The 22700-nt window shown below is 72.2% G+C and carries 16 protein-coding genes, 1 tRNA gene and 1 pseudogene; 13 read left to right on the plus strand and 5 right to left on the minus strand.

Going from position 1 to position 22700, the window contains the following annotated elements:
• Positions 1–24 precede the first annotated feature (24 nt).
• Positions 25–1233, minus strand: coding sequence for a 4-hydroxyphenylpyruvate dioxygenase (gene hppD, locus D7044_RS17370; RefSeq protein WP_120680212.1), 1209 nt, complete (start codon positions 1231–1233; stop codon positions 25–27).
• Between the two features lie 137 nt (positions 1234–1370).
• On the opposite strand from hppD, the gene D7044_RS17375 reads away from it, so the two are divergent.
• The 5 genes from D7044_RS17375 (at position 1371) to D7044_RS17395 (ending at position 9944) form a co-directional block, all read left to right on the plus strand.
• Positions 1371–1859 carry an Lrp/AsnC family transcriptional regulator gene (locus tag D7044_RS17375; RefSeq protein ID WP_120680214.1) on the plus strand — a complete coding sequence of 163 codons (489 nt, stop codon included), beginning with the start codon at positions 1371–1373 and terminating at the stop codon, positions 1857–1859.
• A 136-nt stretch (positions 1860–1995) separates the two neighbouring features.
• Positions 1996–3441: an outer membrane protein assembly factor BamB family protein gene (locus D7044_RS17380; RefSeq protein ID WP_120680216.1), complete on the plus strand. Its 1446-nt coding sequence runs from the start codon at positions 1996–1998 to the stop codon at positions 3439–3441.
• 136 nt (positions 3442–3577) lie between these two features.
• Positions 3578–5245: a fumarate hydratase gene (locus tag D7044_RS17385; RefSeq protein WP_120680218.1), complete on the plus strand. Its 1668-nt coding sequence runs from the start codon at positions 3578–3580 to the stop codon at positions 5243–5245.
• Positions 5246–5507: 262 nt separating this feature from the next.
• Complete coding sequence (locus D7044_RS17390) at positions 5508–8489, plus strand: AfsR/SARP family transcriptional regulator (protein WP_120689537.1); 2982 nt, start codon at positions 5508–5510, stop codon at positions 8487–8489.
• A 45-nt stretch (positions 8490–8534) separates the two neighbouring features.
• Positions 8535–9944 carry a class II fumarate hydratase gene (locus tag D7044_RS17395; protein ID WP_199716657.1) on the plus strand — a complete coding sequence of 470 codons (1410 nt, stop codon included), beginning with the start codon at positions 8535–8537 and terminating at the stop codon, positions 9942–9944.
• 570 nt (positions 9945–10514) lie between these two features.
• On the opposite strand, the gene D7044_RS17400 is transcribed toward D7044_RS17395, so the two are convergent.
• The gene (locus D7044_RS17400; protein WP_120680631.1) at positions 10515–11060 is read right to left on the minus strand and encodes a CGNR zinc finger domain-containing protein; all 546 of its coding nucleotides are present in this window, start codon (positions 11058–11060) and stop codon (positions 10515–10517) included.
• Positions 11061–11145: 85 nt separating this feature from the next.
• Here D7044_RS17400 and D7044_RS17405 point away from each other — a divergent pair, with 85 nt between their 5' ends.
• Both D7044_RS17405 and D7044_RS17410 read left to right on the plus strand, forming a co-directional pair.
• Positions 11146–12111: an EamA family transporter gene (locus tag D7044_RS17405; protein WP_120680224.1), complete on the plus strand. Its 966-nt coding sequence runs from the start codon at positions 11146–11148 to the stop codon at positions 12109–12111.
• Positions 12112–12396: 285 nt separating this feature from the next.
• A complete protein-coding gene (locus D7044_RS17410; protein WP_120689644.1) occupies positions 12397–13107 on the plus strand; it encodes an HAD family hydrolase in 711 nt (236 codons plus the stop codon).
• An 88-nt stretch (positions 13108–13195) separates the two neighbouring features.
• On the opposite strand, the gene D7044_RS17415 is transcribed toward D7044_RS17410, so the two are convergent.
• Both D7044_RS17415 and D7044_RS17425 read right to left on the minus strand, forming a co-directional pair.
• Positions 13196–14389 (minus strand): DUF559 domain-containing protein, encoded by a 1194-nt coding sequence (locus tag D7044_RS17415; RefSeq protein ID WP_120689539.1) that lies wholly within the window; start codon positions 14387–14389, stop codon positions 13196–13198.
• A gap of 274 nt (positions 14390–14663) precedes the next feature.
• Positions 14664–15272: an IclR family transcriptional regulator gene (locus tag D7044_RS17425; protein WP_233565030.1), complete on the minus strand. Its 609-nt coding sequence runs from the start codon at positions 15270–15272 to the stop codon at positions 14664–14666.
• 252 nt (positions 15273–15524) lie between these two features.
• Here D7044_RS17425 and cysS point away from each other — a divergent pair, with 252 nt between their 5' ends.
• Both cysS and rlmB read left to right on the plus strand, forming a co-directional pair.
• A complete protein-coding gene (cysS, locus tag D7044_RS17430; protein ID WP_120689541.1) occupies positions 15525–16943 on the plus strand; it encodes a cysteine--tRNA ligase in 1419 nt (472 codons plus the stop codon).
• On the plus strand, positions 16943–18079 hold the full coding sequence (gene rlmB / locus D7044_RS17435; RefSeq protein ID WP_120689542.1) for a 23S rRNA (guanosine(2251)-2'-O)-methyltransferase RlmB: 1137 nt from the start codon (positions 16943–16945) through the stop codon (positions 18077–18079). Before cysS ends, rlmB begins: the two co-directional genes overlap by 1 nt.
• Before the next feature lie 65 nt (positions 18080–18144).
• On the opposite strand, the gene D7044_RS17440 is transcribed toward rlmB, so the two are convergent.
• On the minus strand, positions 18145–19236 hold the full coding sequence (locus D7044_RS17440) for an ABC transporter ATP-binding protein (RefSeq protein ID WP_120680234.1): 1092 nt from the start codon (positions 19234–19236) through the stop codon (positions 18145–18147).
• Between the two features lie 354 nt (positions 19237–19590).
• On the opposite strand from D7044_RS17440, the gene D7044_RS17445 reads away from it, so the two are divergent.
• From D7044_RS17445 to D7044_RS17460, 4 genes and pseudogenes are all read left to right on the plus strand, one after another.
• Positions 19591–19667: transfer RNA gene (locus tag D7044_RS17445), tRNA-Thr, on the plus strand.
• Positions 19668–20107: 440 nt separating this feature from the next.
• Positions 20108–21253 (plus strand): annotated as a pseudogene (locus tag D7044_RS17450) (macrolide family glycosyltransferase); the annotation flags it as partial.
• Positions 21254–21256: 3 nt separating this feature from the next.
• Complete coding sequence (locus D7044_RS17455; protein ID WP_120680246.1) at positions 21257–21748, plus strand: hypothetical protein; 492 nt, start codon at positions 21257–21259, stop codon at positions 21746–21748.
• A complete protein-coding gene (locus D7044_RS17460; protein ID WP_120689544.1) occupies positions 21745–22689 on the plus strand; it encodes a hypothetical protein in 945 nt (314 codons plus the stop codon). The genes D7044_RS17455 and D7044_RS17460 overlap by 4 nt, the downstream gene beginning before the upstream one ends.
• Positions 22690–22700 lie beyond the last annotated feature (11 nt).

Raw genomic sequence — 22700 nt, forward strand, 5'->3', positions numbered from 1 at the left:
GGGGTTGCGTCACGCTGGCAAGTGTTACAGGTTGCCCCGCATCTCCTGCTCACGCTCGATGGCCTCGAAGAGGGCCTTGAAGTTGCCCTTGCCGAAGCCGAGCGAGCCGTGCCGCTCGATCAGCTCGAAGAAGACGGTCGGGCGGTCCTGGACCGGCTTGGTGAAGATCTGGAGCAGGTAGCCGTCCTCGTCCCGGTCGACCAGGATCTTGCGGGCTTTCAGCTCCTCGATCGGCGCCCGCACGTCCCCGATCCGGGCGCGCAGCTCCGGGTCGTCGTAGTACGAGTCCGGGGTGTCCAGGAACTCGACACCGGCGGCCCGCATCGCGTCGACGCTGGCCAGGATGTCGTTGGTGGCGACGGCGATGTGCTGGGCGCCGGGGCCCTGGTAGAACTCCAGGTACTCGTCGATCTGCGACTTCTTGCGGGCGATCGCCGGCTCGTTGAGCGGGAACTTCACCTTGCGGGTGCCGTTGGCGACCACCTTGCTCATCAGCGCCGAGTAGTCGGTCGCGATGTCGTCGCCGACGAACTCGGCCATGTTGGTGAAGCCCATGACGCGCTTGTAGAACTCCACCCACTCGTCCATCCGGCCGAGCTCGACGTTGCCGACCACGTGGTCGACGGCCTGGAAGAAGCGCTTCGGCTGGATGCCGGCGTCGATCATCGGCTGCCGGTCCACGATCGGGCCGCGCGCCACGAAGCCGGGCAGGAACGGCCCGGTGTACCGGGAGCGGTCGACCAGGGTGTGCCGGGTGTCGCCGTACGTGGCGATGGCCGCCATCCGGACGGTGCCGTGCTCGTCGCTGACGTCGTGCGGCTCGACGAGGCCGGTCGCGCCCTGGGCGGTGGCGTGTGCGTACGCGGCGTCGACGTCCGGCACCTCCAGCGCGATGTCGCTGATGCCGTCGTTGTGCTTGGTGACGTGCTCGGCGCCTTCGGCGTCCGGGCGCACGACGCCGGTCAGCACGAACCGGGCCGAGCCGCTGGTCAGGACGTACTGGGCGTGGTCGCGGTAGCCCTGCTCCGGGCCGCGGTACGCCACGCAGGTCATGCCGAACGCGGTCGAGTAGTAGTGCGCCGCCTGCTTGGCGTTGCCGACCAGGAAGTGCACGTGGTCGAGGCCCCGGACCGGGAAGGGGTCGCGGGTGATGTCGTGGTCGACAGCGCCGATGAGCCGGTCGGCATCGACCGTGTCGTCGCCGGACTGGGGTCGGTCGATCGCCTGGGTCATGGTGGTCTCCCTTGCGTACCGGCCGGCCTCGTGGGCCGCCGTGCCTGCTTTGTGCCGAGGATTGCGGTGCCGCCGGTCATTGGGCAATAGTTCGTCTAAATGCTGGTCAGCTTGTGCATTGCGTAAGGTGAAACCCCATGAACACTGGTCAGGATGTCCAGCTCGATGACCTGGACGCGCGACTGATCGAGCTGCTCGCCCAGGAACCCAGGATCGGCGTGCTGGAGTGCTCGCGGCGGCTCGGCGTGGCCCGCGGGACCGTGCAGGCGCGCCTCGACAAGCTGGCCGCCCGAGGCGTCATCGCCGGCTTCGGCCCCGAGATCTCGCCGACGGCCATCGGGTTCGGGGTGACCAGCTTCGTGACCCTGGAGATCAGCCAGCGGCACGGCCACGACCCGGTCACCGCCCACCTCGCCGGCATCCCGGAGGTGCTGGAGGCGCACACCATCACCGGCTCCAGCGACCTGCTCTGCCGGATCGTCGCCCGGTCGAACACCGACCTCCAGCGCGTGATCGACCAGATCGTCTCCTCCGAGGGGATCACCCGCGCCTCGACGATCATCGCGCTGGCCGAGCAGATCCCCTACCGCACACTCCCGCTGGTCCGCTCCGCCGCCCGCCGCTGAACAGGGCCGCCACGCCGGAGCTGCTGTCGACAGTGGCCGGACGGGACGGCCCTGTTAACACCATCGGCGGCAGAAAGCGCGGCGACACGGCGGTACGGGCGTATGGGAGCTACGTGATCGTGGCTACCGTGTGCGTGTGGCGAAGGGGAGGGGTCGAGGCGTACGCGTGGTGTTGCTGCTCGCGCTGATCGCCGTCGTCGCCCTCGCCGCCACCGGTGTGTGGAACCCGTTCCCCGGGGTGTGGGACTGGGTCGACCGGAGCGAACCGATCTCGGAGCCGGACGTGGTCTGGCAGCAGCGGATCGGTGGAACGCCGAAGAGCGTGACCATCGCCGGAGAGACCGTCGTCGTCGAGCAGCGCACCCGCGTCGAGGCGCGCGCCCTCGCCACCGGCGGCCAGCTCTGGGAGCGTAAGGCCGACTGGGCCGCGGTCGCCGGCGCCGACCGGAGCGCCGTCGTCGTCGTGGGCAAGCTGCTGGTCAAGGGGTACGAGGTGCTCGACCCGACCACCGGGGTGACCCGGCGGCGGGACGACGACGCGGTGGCCGTGTGGACGTACCGCAACCTGCTGCTCGACGCGCGCTGTGTCCAGCCGACCGACTGCACGTTGAGCGCCTGGGACCCGCGCGGTGCCAAGCCACTGTGGACGGCGTTCCTGCCGGGAGTGGGCAGCGGCCTCTTCGCCGACAACCCCGGGCTGCGCGGCACCCGCCGGCTGACCGCGCAGCGGCTCGAGGAGGAGGTGGCAGGCCCGGAGCCGGTGCCGCCGCTGCTCGGTTTCCCGGTCGACGGCCGGGTGCACGTGGTGGACACCGCCACCGGTGCCGTCCTGCAGAACGTCGAGCCGGGCCGGGAGGAACGCCTCTCCGTGGTCGGCGGGAGGCTGCTGCGCATCAACGCCCGCTCGCAGGACGACAACTGCTACTTCGCCATCGCCGGCGTCGATCCGGCCACCGGCCGGGAGACCTGGCGCCGGGCGGGAATCAACCTGCGCACCGCCGAGAAGGCCGGCTGCGTGCAGCGGGAGGATCCGCAGGGCGCACGGAACGTGGTGATCGGGGTCGCGCCGGACGCCCGGGAGACGGTGCTCGACGGGTACGACGGCCGCTTGCTCTGGGTCGGCGCTGACCGCGAGAAGCTGCTCGCCGTCGACGACAGGTACGCGCTGGTCCGCTCGGCCGACCAGCGTTCGATCATCGCCCGGGGGCTCGGTACCGATCGCACGCTCTGGACCCGGCCGGCGGGCGGAAAGGCGGGGGCGACCCTCACCCCGTACGCCGCGGTCATCGCCGACGAGAAGCCGTCCCGGCTGACCGCCGTGGACCCGCGTACCGGGCGGGAGCTGGCCGTGCTGCGGACCTCCGCGAACGCGCTCGCGGTCGGCCCGGCCGGCATGGTCATCGGCGAGGGGCGGGAGATCGGCTACGTCCGGTTCGGCGCGACGCCGGGTAGCGACCCGAACCCGTCGAACGGCGACGGCGCGCCCGGCCCGGGCGGCAGCGCCCCGGCCCCCGGCGATCACGGAGACGACGCCGACTGCGGGCCGAAACGTGAGTTGTGCCCCGACGGGACCAGCGGCTGACCTGGGCGGTGACGCCCAACCAGGCCGCCCAGATGAGGGGATCGATTTGCCCGGCTCGCGGGTTCGGTGAGAGCGGCGTCCCAGCGGGGCCCGGCGGGTGGGAATGATCGACCGGTCTGCCCTAGGCTTTCCGCTCATGAGCAGTGCCGCCGCCTTCTCGTACGCCCCCCTGCTGCCGACCGGCCCCGATCAGACGGAGTACCGCCTGATCACCGATGAGGGCGTCGACGTCGTGCACGGCCCGGGAGGTCGCCGTTTCCTCACCGTGGAGCCGGCCGCCCTGACCGCGCTGACCGCCGAGGCGATGCACGACATCGCCCACTACCTGCGCCCCGCGCACCTGGCCCAGCTGCGGTCGATCATCGACGACCCGGCCGCCTCGCCGAACGACCGGTTCGTCGCGCTCGACCTGCTGCGCAACGCCAACATCGCCGCCGGCGGTGTCCTGCCGATGTGCCAGGACACCGGCACCGCGATCGTGATGGGCAAGCGCGGCCGGCACGTGCTGACCGACGGCACCGACGCCGAGGCGATCTCCCGGGGCGTCTGGCAGGCGTACACCCGGCTCAACCTGCGCTACTCCCAGCTCGCGCCGCTGACCATGTGGGAGGAGCGCAACACCGGCAGCAACCTGCCCGCGCAGGTGGAGCTCTACGCCGAGGATCCGGACGGACACCCGGACGCGTACAAGTTCCTCTTCATGGCGAAGGGCGGAGGCTCGGCGAACAAGTCGTTCCTCTACCAGGAGACCAAGGCGCTGCTGAACCCGACGCGGATGATGCAGTTCCTGGACGAGAAGCTGCGGCTCATCGGCACCTCGGCCTGCCCGCCGTACCACCTGGCCATCGTCATCGGCGGCACCTCCGCCGAGTACGCGCTGAAGACCGCCAAGTACGCCAGCGCCAAGTACCTCGACGCGCTGCCCACCACCGGCTCGATGACCGCGCACGGCTTCCGGGACCTGGAGCTGGAGGCCCAGGTGCTGGAGCTGACCCGTGACTTCGGCATCGGCGCACAGTTCGGCGGCCGATACTTCTGCCACGACGTGCGGGTCGTCCGGCTGCCCCGGCACGGAGCCTCGTGCCCCGTCGCGATCGCGGTCTCCTGCTCCGCCGACCGGCAGGCCGTCGCGAAGATCACCCCGTCGGGCGTGTGGCTGGAGCGGCTCGAGACCGACCCGGCCCGCTACCTGCCGGAGGTCACTGACGCGCAGCTGGACACCTCCGAGGTCGTCCGCGTCGACCTGAACCGCCCGATGGACGAGATCCGCGCCGAGCTCTCCAAGTACCCGGTGAAGACCCGGCTGTCGCTCTCCGGACCGCTGGTGGTGGCCCGGGACATCGCGCACGCGAAGATCGCCGAGCGGCTGGACGCCGGCGAGCCCATGCCGCAGTACCTGCGCGACCACGCCGTCTACTACGCCGGCCCCGCCAAGACCCCCGAGGGCTACGCCTCCGGCTCGTTCGGCCCCACCACGGCCGGCCGGATGGACGCGTACGTGGAGAAGTTCCAGGCCGCCGGCGGATCGCAGGTGATGCTGGCCAAGGGCAACCGGTCCGCCCAGGTGACCCGCGCCTGCCAGGAGTACGGCGGCTTCTACCTCGGCTCGATCGGCGGGCCGGCCGCCCGGCTCGCCCAGGACTGCATCAAGCACGTCGAGGTGCTCGAATACGCGGAGCTGGGCATGGAGGCGGTCTGGAAGATCGAGGTGGAGGACTTCCCGGCCTTCATCGTGGTCGACGACAAGGGCAACGACTTCTTCGCCGAGGTCACCAAGCCGATGTTGACCATCGGCCGCCGCTGACCGTACCGACTGGAAGGGCGCCGGGCACGAGCCCGGCGCCCTTCGTCGTTGCCGAGGTCGAGCTGATGGTCGACGTCGGTGCGCCCGCCCCCGAGGGGTCCCGGCGGGCGCACCGCCCCCGTCGGATGTCGGTGCGGACACCCCACACAAGACTGCGCCCCGCCACTGCCGATCCGCTCTCACATCGCTATCACCGGGCGAGGACCTTCTGTCAGCAGCGGGCTACGCTGCGATCGTTACGCCGGTACGGACGGGAGCGGGAATGCGGTTCGGGATCCTGGGGCCCCTGCGGGTCGGTGCCGGCGAGGCCACCGTGACCGCCGGGCGCGACCGGATCGTGCTCGCCATGATGCTGCTGCGGGCCAACCGGATCGTGCCGGTGGAGGAGCTCGTCGACGCGGTCTGGGAGGAGCGCCCGCCGGCCACCGCCCGCGCCCAGATCCAGACCTGCGTGTCCCGGCTCCGACGCCGGTTCGCCCAGCTCGGCGTGCCCCCGAGCACCATCTTCAGCGATCCGGTGGGCTACGGCATCCGCACCGAGCCGGGCGAGGTGGACGCGGAGGTGTTCGCCCGGGACGTCGAGGCGGGCCGCACCGCCCTCGCCGCCGGCCAGCCGGCGGAGGCGGGTCGCCACTTCCGGTCCGCCCTCGCGCTCTGGCGTGGGCCGGCGCTGAGCGGCATCACCAGCCGGAGCGTACGGCGGCGAGCGCAGGCGCTCGACGAGCAGGGGCTCGCGGCGCTCGAAGAGTGTGTCGACGTCGAGCTGGTCCTCGGCGACGCGACCGAGATCCTCGACGTGCTGACCGAGACCGTGGCCCGGTACCCGCTCCGCGAGCGGCTGCGCGGCCAGCTGATGCTCGCGCTGTCGGCGGTCGGTCGGCAGGCGGACGCGCTGGCCGCCTACCGCGAGGGGCGGCGACTCTACGCCGAAGAGTTGGGCATCGAGCCCGGGTCGGCGTTGCAGGAGCTGCACCAGCGGGTGCTCGCCGGTGACCTGGCGCTGGCCGGGTCGGAGGTTCGTCGTTCCGCTCCGGTCCGCGGCCTGCCCCGGGCGATCAGCGACTTCACCGGCCGGCAGGAGACCCTGGCGCGGCTGGTCAAGGAGATCGACGAGGACCGGACCCGGGTCCAGCTCGTCGACGGGATGGCCGGCAGCGGCAAGACGACATTGGCGATCCACCTCGCCACCGCGCTGGCCGACCGCTATCCCGACGCCCAACTCTTCATCGACCTGCACGGGCACAGCGACCGCGAACCGCTCCTTCCGGCGGCGGCGCTCGCCGCGCTGCTGCGTCAGCTCGGGGTGCCCGGCGAACGGATACCCGGCGACGTCGACGAGCGGGCCGCGCTCTGGCGCAGTGAGCTGGCCGACCGGCGGGCGGTGGTGGTACTGGACAATGCGACGTCGGCGGCCCAGGTGGCGCCGCTGCTGCCCAGCGGCCCCGGCACCCTGACGCTGATCACGAGCCGGCGACGCCTGACCGGGCTGGACGAGGGACGGCCCTCCTCGCTCGCTGTCCTCGACCCCGACGAGGGGATCGAGCTGCTCGCGCGGGTGGCCGGCGCCGAGCGGGTCGCCGCCGAGCCGGAGGCGGCCGCCGAGGTGGTACGTCGGTGCGGTTGCCTGCCGCTGGCGATCCGGCTCGCCGGGGCGCGGCTCGCGCACCGGCCCCGCTGGCGCATCGCCGACCTGGCCGCCCGGCTCGCCGCCGGCCGGGACGCCCTGACCGAGCTGGTGGCCGGCGACCGCTCCGTCGGGCAGGCCTTCGCGCTGTCGTACGCGCAGGTGACCCCGACCGCGCAGCGGATGTTCCGGCTGCTCGGGCTGCACCCGGGAACCCGGTTCGACGCCGTGATGGCCGCCGCGTTGGCGGACGTGCCGCTGCCCGAGGCGCAGCACCTGCTCGACGAGCTGGTCGACGTGCACCTCGTCGACGAACCGGAGCCGGGCCGGTTCCGCTTCCACGACCTGGTGCGCGACTACGCGCGGCAGCTGACGGCCGAGCCGGCGCTCGCCGCCGAACGCTCGGCGGCGGTACGACGGATGTTGAACGTCTGCCTGCACCTGGCCCTGGCGGCCACCCGGCAGCTCGAGGGTTCGGCGAGCCGGGCTCCGTTCCAGCGACCGCCGATGCTCCGGCCCGACCTGGTGGAGACCGGCCTGCCGCCGAACCTCGGATGGTTCGACGAGAACCGGTCGAACCTGTCCGCCATGGTCCGGCTCGCCGAGGCGGAGGGCCGGTACGAGTACTGCTGGCAGCTGGCCTTCGCCGGCTGGAGGTACTGGTACGCGTCCGGCCACCCGGACGAGCTGATCGAGGCGCACACCATCGGGCTCCGGGCCGCGGAGCGTCTCGGCGACGAGGCCGCGATCGCCACGATGCACAACTACCTCGCCTCCGGGTACCACCGGCTGGCCCGCTACGCGGAGGCGCTGACCTCGATGGAGCTCGCCCTCAGCCTGCGTGAGCGGCTGGGTGACCCACTGGGCCGGGCCGGTACGCACAAGAACGTCGCGGCCGTCCACGCGTTCCTCGGCAACTTCTCGGCAGCGCTGTCCCACCTGACCGAGGCGCTGCACATCGTCCGGCGGGAGGGGCACGACGCCGGCGTCGTCGCGGTCTTCAACAATCAGGCGTCGGTTCTGTTGAACGCCGGACGACTGGAGGAGGCGTTGGCGGTGTCCCGCCGGCACCTGATGCTGGCCCGGACGGCGGGCACGCTCTACGACAACGCGAACGCGCTGGGGCACATCGCGATGGCCCGGGCCCGGATGGGTCACGGTGAGCCGGCCCGCCGGAGGCTCTGGGCGGCGCTCGCGATGAAGCGCCGGCTCGGCAACCGGTACGGCGTCGGCGAGCTGCTCAACGAGATCGGTGCCCTGGAGCGGGCGAACGGCCACCCGGAGGCCGCGATGGACCGGCACCGGGAGGCGTTGCGCGCGATGACGCAGGCCGCGGACCGCAACGGACAGTGCGTGTCGCGGAATCTGCTGGCCCGGGCGCTGCTCGACCAGGGGGACGCGGCGAGCGCGCTGGACCTGCACCGGCGGGTGCTGACCGACGCCACCCGGCTCAACGCCCGCTACGAGCAGGCCCGCGCCCTGGACGGGATCGCCCGCTGCCTCGTCGCAACCGACCCGGCCGCCGCGCGGGCGCACTGGGTACGGGCGCTCGCGCTGTTCAGCGAGTTCGAGGCACCGGAGCAGCACGAGGTGCGGCGGCGCCTCGCCGCTCCGGAGTGAGGCGCTCGTCGCGATCATCTGCATAGCGCCGTGCGGCGCGGCAGGATGGTACGCGTGACGAATCCAGACGTGCCGGGTTACCGGATCGAACGCGACTCGATGGGTGAGGTGGAGGTGCCCGCCGAGGCGCTGTGGCGGGCACAGACGCAACGCGCCGTGCAGAACTTCCCGATCTCCGGCCGCGGGATCGAACCGGCGCAGATCAAGGCGCTGGCGCAGATCAAGGGCGCGGCGGCGCAGGTCAACGGCGAGCTGGGGGTGATCGACGCGAACGTGGCGGCGGCGATCGCCGCGGCGGCGGCGCACGTGGCCGACGGCGGCTACGACGACCAGTTCCCGATCGACGTGTTCCAGACCGGCTCCGGTACGTCATCCAACATGAACGCCAACGAGGTGATCGCGACGTTGGCCGGCCGGGAGCTGGGCCGGGACGTGCACCCGAACGACGACGTGAACGCCTCCCAGTCCAGCAACGATGTCTTCCCGTCCTCGATCCACCTGGCCGCCACCCAGTTCGTGGTGGAGGATCTGATCCCCTCTCTCCGGCAGCTGGCTGAGTCGTTGGAGGCTAAGTCGGCCGAGTTCGAGACCGTGGTGAAGGCGGGTCGTACGCACCTGATGGACGCCACCCCGGTCACCCTGGGGCAGGAGTTCGGCGGGTACGCGGCGCAGGTCCGCTACGGCCTCGAGCGGCTGGAGAGCACGCTGCCCCGGCTGGCCGAGCTGCCGTTGGGCGGGACCGCGGTGGGCACCGGCATCAACACTCCGCTGGGCTTCGCCGCCGCGGTGATCGGCAAGCTGCGCGACTCGACCGGGTTGCCGCTGACCGAGGCGCGCAACCACTTCGAGGCGCAGGGCGCCCGGGACGCGCTGGTCGAGACGTCCGGTCAGCTCCGGACCATCGCGGTCGGGCTCTACAAGATCGCCAACGACATCCGCTGGATGGGCTCCGGGCCCCGGGCCGGCCTGCGCGAGCTGCGGATCCCCGACCTCCAGCCCGGCTCGTCGATCATGCCGGGCAAGGTGAACCCGGTCGTCGCCGAGGCGATGCGGCAGGTCTGCGCGCAGGTGATCGGCAACGACGCCGCAGTGGCCTTCGCCGGCAGTCAGGGCGACTTCGAACTGAACGTCATGCTGCCCGTGATGGGCCGCAACCTGCTGGAATCCATCAAGCTGCTGGCCGCGTCGAGCCGGCTCTTCGCCGAGCGCCTGGTGGTCGGTCTGGTGGCGGACGCCGAGGTGGCGTTGGCGTACGCCGAGGGCTCGCCCTCGATCGTCACCCCGCTCAACCGCTACCTGGGGTACGACGAGGCCGCCTCGATCGCCAAGGAGGCGCTCGCGAAGCAGCTCTCGATCCGCGAGGTGGTGGTCTCCCGCGGGCACGTGGACTCGGGGAAGCTCACCGAGACCCAGCTGGAAGAGGCGCTCGACCTGCTCCGGATGACCCACCCCTGATCGCCAGGGTTCGTTGCCCATCGCCGGTCCGACGCTGAGCGGCGCTGGTTTGGCGCCGTTTGGCGCTGAGCGGCGGTAAGCCGCGCTGGTCCGGCGCTGGTCCGGCGCGTCGGTGTGCGGCCGGCCGGTCGGTCCGGAACGTGGTGCGGCGCTCCTTTGGAGCTGAGTCACCTGCGCCGTCATCCGGGCCCGCGCGGGGTCGCCGGCCGGGGAGCGGGCTGTCCGGAGCCGCTCAGCCGGAAAAGTGGGCCGTCCGGGATCGCCTGGATGGGGAAGCGGCGTGTGGGACTGCCCGGCCGGGGAGTGGCCGTCCGGGACCGGCCGACGGGAAAGGTGGGCCGTTCGGGATCGCCTGATGGGGGAGCGGGCCGTAGGACTGCCGGGCCGGGGAGCAGGCCGTCCGGGACGGGCCGGCCGGGGGGGCGGGCCCGTTCGGGATCGCCTGAAGAGGGAGCGGGCTGTGGGACTGCCCGACCGGGGAGCAGGTCGTCCGGAACCGCTCGGCGGGGGACGGTCCCGCGTGACGCGCCGGTGCTGTCGGCGGCCGCCCGGCCGGGCTCGCCGAGCTGGTCAGCCCTGGGTGGCTGCCTTGCGGGCCCGGTAGGCCGTGACTGCGGCGCGGTTGCCGCAGCCCGCCTCGCAGAACCGCCGCGAGCGGTTGCGGGAGAGGTCGACGAGCACGTTGTCGCAGTCGGGGTGGGCGCAGGCGCGCAGCCGGTTCAACTCCCCGTTGCGGACCAGGTCGGCGACCGCCATGGCCGCCTCGACCGCCATCCGGATGGCCAGCGGGGCGTCCCGGGGTACGGCGTGGAAGTGGTACGGCTCGTCGTCGTGCGTGATGAGCTGTGGGAGGGCGGCGTGCTCCCGGAGCAGGCCGTTGACGATGGTCACGACCTCGTGGACGTCCGCGTCCCAGATCCGGCGGAGGCGGGGCCGGAGCTCGCGTACCGAGGTCAGTTCGGCTTCGGTGTGCTCGTGCCGTCCCGTGTAGGCGTGCGCGACGTAGAACTCATCGAGGGCTGTCACGTCGGGTAGCCCCTCACCCCCGCCACCAGCGGTGTTGACGAGAGCGGCGGCGGCGATCAGCGAGCACTCGGTGTCATGGGCAAAAAGCAACTTGACTCCTGTCGGGATGGCCACCTAGCGTCATCGGCGTACCCCTAGTTTGCCCATTACCGCTGTGACGTGCCAGGGAGGCCCGATGCAGAAGTCGCCCGCCGCCGGACTCGGCCTCGGTCTCGCCCTGCTCTCCGCGGTCACGTTCGCCACCTCGGGCACCTTCGCCCGGTCCCTGATCGAGGCCGGCTGGTCGGCCCCGTCCGCCGTCATCGCCCGGGTCGGGCTCGCCGCGCTGGTGCTCGCCGTGCCGGCGGCTCTCGCGCTGCGCGGCCGGTGGCCCGTGCTGCGACGCAACCTCGGCGTGGTGGGCGTCTTCGGGCTGCTCGGGGTGGCGCTCGCCCAGGTCTGCTTCTTCAACGCCGTCCGCTATCTCCCGGTCGGCGTCGCGCTGCTCCTGGAGTACCTGGGCATCATCCTGGTCGTCGCCTGGACGTGGCTGGTCCACAAGCAGCGCCCCCGTCGACTGACCGTCGCCGGCGCGGTCGCGGCGCTGGCCGGCCTGGTCTTCGTGCTCGACCTCACCGGCGACGCGCGGCTCGACGTGCTCGGCGTGCTCTGGGGGCTGGGCGCGGCCGTGGGCCTGGCCGGCTACTTCGTGCTCGCCGGTCGCGTCGACGCCCAACTGCCCTCGGTGGTGCTCGCCAGCGGCGGAATGGGCGTCGGCGCCGCCGCACTGGCCCTCCTCGGGCTCGTCGGAGTGCTGCCGCTGCACGCCGTCTTCGGCGACGTCAGCTTCGCCGGGCAACAGACCAGCTGGCTCGTGCCGATCGCCGGACTCTCCCTGGTCGCGGCCGTGGTCGCGTACCTGACGGGCATCGCCGGGGCGCGGATCCTCGGCCCGCGCCTGTCGTCGTTCGTCGGGCTGACCGAGGTCATGTTCGCCGTCCTCATCGCCTGGCTGGTCCTCGGCGAGCTGCCGAGGATGGTGCAACTGCTCGGCGGCGTGCTGATTGTGGCCGGGGTCGCGCTCGTGCGTCTCGGCGAGCAGCGCGAGACAGCTACGACGCCCGAGGCGATCCCCGAACCCGCCCTCGCCGCCGACCGCTGACCCCGGCGCGCCTAGCCAAGATCGTTCCCGAGTTCTGTGAAGTCGGGCTGTCCCGGTCGCCCGGATACCCCGACTTCACGGAAGTCGAGTTGATCTCGGCGTGGCCGACGCGATTGCCACCTTGTCGGGGCCGAGATGTCAGGCGGCGGCATGGTTGGACACGGACGCACACGGTGTGACTGGCGGGACACTCCTGCGGCGCAGCCAGGGTTGCCGGCGGCCGGGGGACGGCCGAATGGGCGACCCGGGCGGAACGCAATCATCGAAGATGTCACCCTCATGGTCGTGCTGACCACGATCGTCTTCGACGCCGACGAGACACTGATCGACCTCCGACCGGCGGTGACGGGGGGACTCGTGGCCGTACTCGAGGAGATGCGACAGCTCACCCCGGCGGCCGCCGATGTGTCGCTCGCGGACCTGGAGGCGGACTGGGCGGTGGTCTTCGGTGAATCGCCCGCCGCGCCGATCATCGAGATCCGCCGCGCGGCGCTGACGCGTTCGCTCTCGCGGGCCGGACTCGACGCGCACCTCGATGCCATCGCGGCTCTCTTTTTCGCCCGGCGATTCGCGCTCACCCGGCCGTTCCCGGACGTGCAGCCCGCGTTGGCTCTGCTGCGTGACCGGTGGACGCTGGGTTTCGCCACCAACGGCAACAGCCGCACCGAACGTTGCGGCCTCGCGGGGGAGTTCGCGTTCGAGCTGTATGCGCACGAGAACGGGGTACCCAAGAAGCCCGCACCTGAGTTCTACGCGGCGGTGGTCGACGCCGCGGGCGTCCCGGCGTCGCGGGTGGTGTACGTGGGCGACTCTCTCGACCACGATGTGGTCGCCGCCCAACGAGCCGGCCTGCGGGCTGTCTGGCTCAACCGCCTCGCGCTGCCCTGTCCAGCGGGCGTGTTCCCGGACGGGCAGGTGTCCACGATGGCGGAGCTGCCCTCCCTGCTGGCTGACCTGGCCGGCGAATCCTCGCCTGATCGTTCCCGAGTTTCGTGAAGTCGGGGTGTCCCGGTCGCCCGGATACCCCGACTTCATGGAAGTTGAGTTGATCTCGACGGGTGGCCGGGCTGGTGGGCGGGGGTGGTCACCGGCGCCAGCCGCGGGCGGCCAGGGCCGCGCGGACCTCTCGAAGCACCCCCGCGAAGTCGTTGTGCATTCGGCGACTGGTCACATGCAGCACCAGCCAACCGGCGGCGACCAACTGGTTGAGCCGTTTGCGGTCGGTGTGCAGCCGCTCGGGGTCGGCGTGCCAGTGGCCGTCGTACTCGATCGCGACCCGGAGCTGCGGCCAGGCGAGGTCGGGATGGAGGATCAAGCCGCTGGGTAGGCGTACCGGATGTTGTGCGACCGGCCGGGGTAGCCCGGCCAGCACCAGCCGGACGCGCAGGTGCGACTCCGGTGGCGATTGAGCACGGCCATCGGCCAGGCCGAAGACCCACCGTGCCCGCTGCGCACCCGGCCGGCCGGCGTTCGCGTCGGCGATGGCGGTCAACTCGTCGGGGTCGGTGAGCCCGCCGGCGAGCAGGGTGTCGACGATGCCGACCGCGCGGACCGGTTCCAGCCAGACCGCCGTCTCCCAGGCGGCCTGACCGGGGCTGGTGCGCGGTAGGGCGCCCGTCGGTCGGTCGATCGTCACGGTCGCTCGCTCGGACTGCCCGGACTGCCTGGACTGCGCGGACAGCCCGGACCGCTCGGACTGCGCGAACAGCCTGGACTGCGCGGACAGCCTGGACCGCTCGGACCGCTCGGACTGCCTGGACTGCGCGAACAGCCTGGATTGCGAGGACAGTCCGGACCGCGGGGACTGCCCGGGCCGCCCGGACCGCTCGGGTGCGCCCAGGGTCGACCCGGGCTCCGGGGCCTGCGATGCGCCCACGACTGTTGGTGGTCCGCCTGTGAGGGTCGGTGGTCCGCCCGCGAGGGCTGGTGGCGCGTCGCCGCAGATGTGCAGGCGTAGGCCGCGTTGCGCGCCGGACCGTACCTGCGGCGGCAGCAGCACGTGCACGTCGTCGGTGAAGGTCGCGGCATGGTCGACGCCATGCAGGTAGGCGGCTGACGGCCCGGCGATCAGCACCCCGGACGGCAGGCGTAGCAGCGCCGCCCGGCAGGCGAGGGAGTGGTCACGGTCGAGCCGAGCGTCGGCGTAGACGTCGTGGCGCAGCCGGAGCCAGGCCGAGCTACGCAGCTGGTGTTCGGTGATCAACCCTCGCCGGATTGCCGCGGAACCGCGGAAGACCTGCCAGGCGAGGGCGTCCGGCCGATGTGGTCGAGGTGGCATGTCTTTGAGCGTGCCCCTGGGTACTGACCCGCGGCACCCTTGTGGACAACGGTGACCGGCCGGGCTGGGACCCCCTGTGGAGAACACCAGGGCGGCCTGCCGGGCGTGCTATAGGTGATCGACTCGGGTTCTGTGAAGTCGGGGTGTCGAGCGGACCCGGATACCCCGACTTCCAGGAACCCGAGTCGATCAAGCGAGCGCGGGCCGAGCGCGGCTGAGCGCGCCCGAGCTGAGCGCGAGACCGAGCCGAGTGTCGGTCGGGTCGGGCGTCGGGTCAGCCGAGGGCCGTGGCGATCGCGGCGGCGGCGGCGCGTACCTGCGTGCCGACCGTGTCGACGTTCAGCGGCGCGAGCGCGACCACGCCGACGCTCGCCTCCAGGCCCGGCACGCCGAGCACGGGCGCGGCCACCCCGTACGCCCCGGCCTGCAGCTCCCCGCTGCTGCTCACCGGGTCGGCGGAGCCCGACCGGCCCGCCAGGATGGCCCGGCCGGCGGCCCCCCGGTCCAGCGGATGCCGCGCCCCCGTCCGGTATGCGACGTGGAACGACGTCCAGCTCGGCTCGACCACCGCGAGGGCCACGCCCTCGCCGCCCTCGACGACGGTCAGGTGCGCGGTGGCACCGGCCTGCTCGGCGAGCCGACGCAGCGCGGGGAGCGCGCCCTCGGCCAGCAGCGGCTGCGCCCGCCGGGCCAGGTGCAGGAGCCCCGCCCCCAGCCGCAGCCGGCCGGCCTCGTCGCGCCGGAGCATCCCGTGCCCGGTCAGCGGGCCGGCCAGCCGGTAGACCGCGGCCCGGCCGATGCCCAGCCGGTTGGCGGCCTCGGTCACGGTCAGCCCGTTCGGCGCCTCCGCCACCAGGTGCAGCAGACGCAACCCCCGGTCCAGGGTCTGCGCCGACTCGCCGGTTCGAGCGACGGTCCCGCCCGGGTTCGCCGCAGCCGCCGTCGGGGTCGCGCCTTGTGGAGACCCGGTGCGGTCGCCCGGGCGCGACGCAGGGTTGTCGGCCCGGGCCGACGCGAACGGGGTCGCGGAGCGGCTCGTCGCGCCGCCGCCGGGCCGTGCCGCCGTGTCCATGACAGGGAGCGTACGACGAGCCACGGGCCGACCCGGAAAAGCGCGGACGGCTACCCTTGTACGGTGACGCTGCGCTTGTACGACACCGCCACCCGATCGGTCCGGGACTTCGTTCCCCGCGAATCCGGCAAGGTGGCTGTCTACCTCTGTGGTCTCACTCTCCAGGCGCCGCCACACATCGGTCACCTCCGCTCCGGAGTGAACTACGACATCCTGCGCCGCTGGCTGACCGCTGAGGGCTACCAGGTCACCTTCGTCCGCAACCTGACCGACATCGACGACAAGATCCTCGTCAAGGCGGAGGAGCAGGGGCGGCCGTTCTGGTCGATCGCGTACGCCAACGAGCAGATTCTGAGCGAGTCGTACCGGCAGCTCAACGTGCTGCCGCCGACGTACGAGCCGCGCGCGACGGGGCACATCCCGGAGATGCACGAGCTGATCGCCAAGCTGATCGCCGACGGGCACGCCTACCCGGCGCTCGACGGCTCGGGCGACGTCTACTTCGACGTCATGTCCTGGCCGGCGTACGGGTCGTTGTCGAACCAGTCGCCGGAGGACATGCAGTCGGCCGGCGACGCCCCCGACCGGGGCAAGCGCGACCCGCGTGACTTCGCCCTCTGGAAGGGCGCGAAGCCCGGCGAGCCGGCGGACGCCTACTGGCCGTCGCCGTGGGGCCGGGGCCGTCCCGGCTGGCACATCGAGTGCTCGGCCATGTGCTGGCGCTACCTGGGGGCGGAGTTCGACATCCACGGCGGCGGGCTCGACCTGACCTTCCCGCACCACGAGAACGAGCTGGCCCAGTCCCGGGCCGCCGGGCTGCCCTTCGCCCGCTACTGGGTGCACCACGGTCTGCTCAGCATCGGCGGCGCCAAGATGGGCAAGTCGCTCGGGAACACGCTCGACCTGGCGTACGTCGCCTCGCTCGGCGTGCGGCCGGTGGAGCTGCGCTACTACTACGCCGCCGCGCACTACCGCTCCCGGATCGACTACTCGGAGGAGGCGCTCCGGGAGGCGGCCACCGCGTACCGGCGGATCGAGGGGTTCGTGCAGCGGGCCGTCGAGCGGGTCGGCGCCGGCCGGCTCGGCGAGCTGCCGGCCGCCTTCGTCGCGGCGATGGACGACGACCTGAACACCTCCGCCGCGCTGGCCGTACTGCACGAGGTGGTCCGGGACGGCAACACCGCGCTGACGGGCGGCGACGATGTGACCGTCCGCACGGCGCTGGCCGCCACCCGCGCGATGCTGGATATCCTCGGCCTTGACCCCCTCGACCCGGCGTGGAACGCCGGTGGCCAGGCGGACGATCTGCGTGATGTGGTGGATTCCCTCGTCGCTCTGGCCCTGGAGCAGCGCGCGCAGGCTCGTAGCCGCAAGGACTGGGCCGCCGCTGACGCCGTAAGGGACCAGCTCAAGCAGGCCGGCGTGGTGGTCGAGGACACCCCCCAGGGCCCCCGTTGGACTATTGGAGAGCAGAAGATCTGATGGCTGGCAACTCCCAGCGTCGCGGGCGGCGGGTGACGCCCAAGGCGGGCGCCCCGAAGGGCTCAGGCGGTAAGAACCGGGACTCCCTCGCTGGTCGGGGGCGTACCCTGCCGGCCGACGAGCGGCCGTGGCACAAGGGGTACTCGGGCACCGAGAAGCTGCCCCAGCGCACCGCCTGGAAGCAGGAGAAGGAGCGCCGGGCCGCCGCCGAGGAGGGGCGCGCCCCCAAGATCGGTCAGCCGGGTACGAAGGACACCACCTGGGGCAAGGGTGGTGGCCGGGGCGTTTCGGCGGGCGGCGGCGGTCGCGGTGCGGCCGGTCGCGGTGGCAAGCCGGCCGGGCGGAGCGGCCCGCGGGTCGCCCCGGGACGCAAGTCGAACCCGTCCCGGGACGCGCCCGAGCTGCTGGTCGGCCGTAACCCGGTGGTGGAGTCGCTGCGCGCCGGAGTGCCGGCGACCGCGCTCTACACCGCCCAGGGCATCGACATCGACGATCGGATCAACGAGATCGTCCGGACGGCCGCCGACCGGGGCATCGCGATCCTCGAGGTGAGCCGGGCCGAGCTGGACCGGATGACCGGTGGGGTGCTGCACCAGGGCGTCGGCCTCCAGGTGCCGCCCTTCGCGTACCAGCCGTTCGAGGACATGCTGGCCGCCGCCGTCGAGCATCCGGCGCCGCTGCTCGTCGCGCTGGACGGGGTCACCGACCCGCGTAACCTCGGCGCGGTGCTCCGCTCCGCCGCCGCGTTCGGCGCGCAGGGTGTCTTCGTACCGGAGCGGCGGGCCGCCGGGATCACCGCGACCGCCTGGCGGACCAGCGCCGGTGCGGCGGCGCGCGTGCCGGTCGCCCAGGTGACCAACCTGACCCGGTCGTTGAAGGCGTGCCAGAGCGCCGGCTTCATGGTGGTCGGCCTGGACGCCGACGGCGAGACCGAGCTGTACGACCTCGAGGCTGCGGTGGGGCCGCTGGTCGTGGTGGTGGGCTCGGAGGGGCGCGGGCTGTCCCGGCTGGTCGGGGAGACCTGTGACCTGACGGTGAGCATCCCGATGGTCTCCGAGGTGGAGTCGCTGAACGCGAGCGTGGCTGCCGCGGTCACCCTCGCCGAGGTGGCCCGCCGCCGCTCGACCACCGACTGAGTCACTCGACAGACGACGAAAGGGGCGGTCCGCCGATGGCGGGCCGCCCCTTTCCGGGTCGTACGTCAGATCCGCTTGCCGGTGGCGGCGTTGAAGACGTGCGTACGGTCGGCGTTCGGCTTGACGAACACGGTGTCACCCATGTTCGGCATGTTACGGCGGTCGGTCCGGACGACGAAGCGCTCGGAGTTGCCGCCCAGCGCGGCGTGCCCGTAGACGTTGGCGTCGGAGCCCAGGTCCTCGACCAGCTCGACCACGATCGGCATGCCGCCCTCGGTGGGGCTGACCAGGTCGACGTCCTCCGGACGGAAACCGACGGTCACCTTGCCGTCGCCGCCCTCGGCCTTCGCGGCCTCGGCCTGCTCGCGGGTGAGCGGCACGAGCAGTTCGGCGAACTGGGCGCCCTTCTCGGTCAGCGGCACCGTCTTGATGTTCATGGCCGGGGAGCCCATGAAGCCGGCGACGAAGACGTTGGCCGGGGTGTCGTAGAGCGCCCGCGGGGTGTCCACCTGCTGGAGCTCACCGTCGAGCAGCACCGCGACCCGGTGGCCCATGGTCATGGCCTCGACCTGGTCGTGGGTGACGTAGACGGTGGTGACGCCGAGCTTGGCCTGCAGCGACGCGATCTGGGTACGGGTCTGCACCCGCAGCTTCGCGTCGAGGTTCGACAGCGGCTCGTCCATCAGGAAGACCTGCGGCTCACGCACGATCGCGCGGCCCATGGCCACCCGCTGGCGCTGACCACCGGAGAGCGCCTTCGGCTTGCGGCCCAGGTACTCCTCCAGCTGGAGCAGGCCGGCCGCCTCCTTGACCCGACGGTCGATCTCCGACTTCGGGGTCTTGCGGAGCTTCAGCGCGAACGCCATGTTCTCGTACACCGTCATGTGCGGGTAGAGGGCGTAGTTCTGGAAGACCATCGCGATGTCGCGGGACTTCGGGGGGAGGTGCGTGACGTCGCGCTGGTCGATGTAGATCGCACCCTGGTCGACGTCCTCCAAGCCGGCGAGCATGCGCAGGCTGGTGGACTTACCGCAACCGGAGGGGCCGACGAGGACGAGGAACTCGCCGTCGCCGATCTCGAGGTCGAGCTGGTTGACGGCGGGACGCTCGGTGCCCGGGTAGATCCGGGACGCCTTGGAATAGGTGACCGTAGCCATGGTGGTGCGCTTCCTTTCACCGGCAGGAACGTGCCGGACGATCCGAGTGAAGGAGCGACCGGCGCGTGTCGTGCCGGCCAACGGAGGTCAGGGAACCGGTCGCGGAGCGGCCGATTATGACGTCCGTGTCACTGCACCGTAAACGCCTTTCGGGGCGCTGCCAAGGTCGGGGCGATCTTCGGCACCCCGGCCGGTACGCATTCCGGTCAAGCGGGCACGGGCGGACATCAATCGCCACCCCTGACTGGCTCCGTCACTTCCGTGCCGGTCGGGATGTTGACGTTTCCCGTGCTGGGAAGGCCTGCCGAGCGGGAAATCCGGACGTCAGTCGCTATGCTGGCCACGACACCCAGCGCCCCTGTAGCTCAGCTGGCCAGAGCACTCGCCTTGTAAGCGAGATGTCGCCGGTTCGATCCCGGCCGGGGGCTCCAAATCCGCCAGGCAAATCGCGACTGTTGTCGCCGCGAGAAGCACGCCGGGCGGATCCCCTTGAGAAGCACGTCGGCGGATCCCCGCGAGAACCACGTCGGGCGGATCGCCGCCGACCGGAGAGTGCCCGGTCCACGGCGTGCCCTGTTAAGGCAGCGTTTACCCTGTGACAGCGGCCACCGCGACATGCGACCGACATCGGTCCATGCGGTGGCTGCACTGCGCTCACCGGTCTGCACCCGGACCCGGACCGGGCGTCGGCGGACCAGGCGCGCGCGAACGCGTCCTGCGTCGGGCGAGAAAGGCGGATCATGATCGCTGAAGGTGGTCGGGCGGTGGCCCGTTCCCTGCCCCGGTCTCGCCGATGAGCACAATCGCCTTCCTCAACATCGCCATGCACGGGCACATCAACCCGACCCTGCCGGTCGTCTCCGAGCTTGTTCGTCGCGGCCACTCCGTCACCTACCACGCGGGGCACGCCTACGCGGAGGAGATCGCGGCCACCGGCGCGCGAGTGCTCGACTACCGCGGGGACGACGTACCGATGGCCGGCCCACCGACGCCGGTCACGCTGATGGAGCAGCTCGCCCGAATCGCCGTGCGCGTGCTCCCCGCCGTACTCGCCGAGCTGCGCGAGGCCCGGCCCGACCTGATCGTGCACGACTCCCTGTGCCCGTGGGGGCCGGTGGCCGCCCGCGAACTCGACGTGCCGGCAGCTTCCTCGTTCACCACGTTCGCCTTCAACCGGCACGTACCCAGCCCCACCCGCGGCTCCTGGCGGCTCCTCGCTGCGGCGGCGGTCCTGCCCCGGCACGCCGGGGGATACCTGAAGTCGCGTTGGCAGCTGCGCCGCCGCTACGACACCGGCGCCGTGCCCCTGATCGACCTGGCGAACATCCGTCAGCCGCTCAACCTGGTCTACACCTCGCGGGCTCTGCATCCCGAGGCTGGCAGCTTCGACCAGTCGTACTGCTTCGTCGGACCGAGCGTCGGCGCCCGCCCGCCCGACTCGTCGTTCCCGGCCGATCGGCTGCGGGACCCGGTGCTGTACGTCTCGATGGGCACGGTGTTCGGTGTCGGTCCGCGGCTGCTGCGCACCCTCGCCGACGCGCTCGCCCCGCTGGGCGGCACCGTGGTCGTCTCCACCGGACAGACCGATCCCGCCGCGCTGGGCCCGCTGCCGGCCAACGTGCTCGCCCAACGATTCGTGCCGCAGCCCGACGTGCTGGCCCGCGCGGCCCTGTTCATCACCCACGGCGGGGTGAACAGCGTCAACGAGGCCATGTACGCCGGCGTCCCGATGCTGGTGGTTCCGCAGGGGGCGGACCAGACGTTGGTGGCTACCCGCATCACCGAGCTGGGCGCCGGCCTCTCGATCCGTACCGAGGAGGTCGGCGTGGAGGTCGTTCGCGCCCTCGCCCGGCGCCTGCTCGACGAGCCCCGGTTCCGGGCCGCCGCGAACACCCTGCGGGAGGCGCAGCGGCAGGCGGGCGGCTATCGGCGCGCCGCCGACGAGCTCGAACGTTATGTGCGGCAGTCCGGCCGGCCCAACCGGCCCGGGCCCGCCGAAGATCCGGCGCAGGGCTGACCGGTGTCTCCCGTCGTCACCGTCCTGCTGCTCGTCGCCGGATTCTCCGAGGCCGCCGGGCGTCTCCTGCCGCTGGTGGCGCGCCTCTCCGGGGCGTCGCGTACCCGGGTGGTCGGGATGATGGTCGCCGGCGCCGTCGTCGACGGCGCGGTCTTCGCCCTCTGGCCGCTCTCCGCGTGGACCCTCGCCGAGCTGGTGCTGGTGACGTCCCCGTCCGACGAGGCCGCGCTGGTCTGGACGGCGGACCTCGCCGTGCCGCTGCTGCTCGCCGCCGTCCTCGCGTTCCCGCTGCTCGGGCCGTTCCTGCACCTGGTGCTCATGGTGGGGGTTGGGGCGGGTCTCGCCACCGCGCTCGCCACCGTGGCCGGGGTCGGCTGGTGGGGGGCGGCCGGCTGCGTGGCCGCCGCGGGGGTCGGGCTCGGCGTGGCCGTCGAGGGAGTCCGCCGCCTGGTCGTACGACTGAGTACCGGGCGGATGCCGGAGCCGCTCACATGACCGAGTTCGCGCTCCTGCTGCTGCTCGCCGGGATCGGTCCGGTCCTGCTCGCCGAGGCGCTGCTCGCCCGCTACGAGGTACTGGCCTACGTCGCGGGCTGGCGGACCCCCACCACCACGCTGCCCAAGGGCATGCCGCACGCCCGGGGCGCGGAGCCGGACCGCCCGCCGGGCGCCTACCTGGTCTACCTGGACGGCATCGGGAAGCGCCGCTTCCACGACACCCGCGACGGGGGTCGACTGGTCAAGTCCCTGATCGAGGGGGCGCCGGAGCTGAGGGTGCTGGGCCAGGTCCAGCCGTACTCCCCGCTGGCCAATCCGCTCGCCAACCGGCCCGTCTGGAGATGGCTGCGCCGGCGGGTCGGGCTGCTGCTCTTCCTGCACAACGTGATGCAGATCTTCGTCGCCGCCGATCGGCGTTACCGCCCCCTGTACAACCGCGCCGTCGGCTCGCAGATCGCCGCGCAGCTGCGACTCGCCGGGTACCAGCCGGAGAGCGGCATCCCCGTCGTGCTGCTCAGTTACAGCGGCGGTGCCCAGGTCGCCACCGGCGCGGTGGGCGAGCTCTGGGCCCAGCTGCGCTCCCCGCTCTGGCTGATCACGCTCGGCGCGTTCCACAACGGCGCAAACGACATCAGCCACGCGCAGCACCTCGACCAGCTCACCAGCGCCGGCGACCGGATCGAGCGGGTCGGCACCTGGATCTTCCCGCAGCGGTGGCGGCTCTTCCGCCGCAGCGGGTGGAACCGCGCCGCCCGCGACGGGAAGATCACGGTGCACCGGCTCGACCCGGCCACCCACGTCGGCCCGCTCAGCTACATCAGTCCGCAGGCCCGGCTCGCCGACGGCCGCAGTCACCTCGACCGGACCGCCGCCACCGTGATCGCGCTGATCCGGGATCGGCTGAGCGCGACTGCGGGGACCGACGGCCCGCTGCCCTGAGCTGCCCGACC

Origin of the sequence: Micromonospora musae (assembly GCF_003626635.1) — a bacterium.
Classification (GTDB): Bacteria; Actinomycetota; Actinomycetes; order Mycobacteriales; family Micromonosporaceae; genus Micromonospora; species Micromonospora musae.

Excerpts from the sequence above, each read along its gene's own strand:
- D7044_RS17395 (WP_199716657.1), top strand. The coding sequence starts at position 8,535 with ATGGTACGCGTGACGAATCCAGACGTGCCGGGTTACCGGATCGAACGC.
- hppD (WP_120680212.1), bottom strand. The coding sequence starts at position 1,233 with ATGACCCAGGCGATCGACCGACCCCAGTCCGGCGACGACACGGTCGAT.
- D7044_RS17440 (WP_120680234.1), bottom strand. The coding sequence starts at position 19,236 with ATGGCTACGGTCACCTATTCCAAGGCGTCCCGGATCTACCCGGGCACC.
- D7044_RS17460 (WP_120689544.1), top strand. The coding sequence starts at position 21,745 with ATGACCGAGTTCGCGCTCCTGCTGCTGCTCGCCGGGATCGGTCCGGTC.
- D7044_RS17405 (WP_120680224.1), top strand. The coding sequence starts at position 11,146 with ATGCAGAAGTCGCCCGCCGCCGGACTCGGCCTCGGTCTCGCCCTGCTC.
- D7044_RS17390 (WP_120689537.1), top strand. The coding sequence starts at position 5,508 with ATGCGGTTCGGGATCCTGGGGCCCCTGCGGGTCGGTGCCGGCGAGGCC.
- D7044_RS17415 (WP_120689539.1), bottom strand. The coding sequence starts at position 14,389 with ATGCCACCTCGACCACATCGGCCGGACGCCCTCGCCTGGCAGGTCTTC.
- rlmB (WP_120689542.1), top strand. The coding sequence starts at position 16,943 with ATGGCTGGCAACTCCCAGCGTCGCGGGCGGCGGGTGACGCCCAAGGCG.
- D7044_RS17375 (WP_120680214.1), top strand. The coding sequence starts at position 1,371 with ATGAACACTGGTCAGGATGTCCAGCTCGATGACCTGGACGCGCGACTG.
- D7044_RS17385 (WP_120680218.1), top strand. The coding sequence starts at position 3,578 with ATGAGCAGTGCCGCCGCCTTCTCGTACGCCCCCCTGCTGCCGACCGGC.